Genomic DNA, 306 nt, shown 5'->3' with positions numbered 1-306 from the left:
TCCAACTGGAAGAAGGGTAGAAAATGCAGGAAAACTACGCTCAACAGGATTTGAAGTTGCCTTGAATTACGATATAGTTAGGAATGATGCCCTAACCTACAACTCGGGTGTAATTGTTTCTCGCAACAAAACCGTACTAAAGGAATATCTTACCCCACAGGAGATGAGAGGATCCCTAGGTGCTCCCGGACAGAATGATACCGATATGATCCGCATTAAGGAAGGCGAGGAAATTGGACAGATTTGGGGGCCCGTTTTTAGCGGAGAGGTAATAGATGGAAGTCAGCAATTTGTAGACCTTAATGG

General features: G+C 44.4%; 1 pseudogene. It reads left to right on the top strand.

Features of this window, described 5'->3' with window-relative positions:
• Nucleotides 1-306, top strand: a pseudogene (locus F1E73_RS17800) (SusC/RagA family TonB-linked outer membrane protein); the annotation flags it as partial.

This window comes from Arenibacter lacus (assembly GCF_008711145.1).
Taxonomy (GTDB): domain Bacteria; phylum Bacteroidota; class Bacteroidia; order Flavobacteriales; family Flavobacteriaceae; genus Arenibacter; species Arenibacter amylolyticus.
The sequence above is the reverse complement of the archived record's forward strand: the minus strand, read 5'-3'. Positions and strand labels throughout refer to the sequence as shown.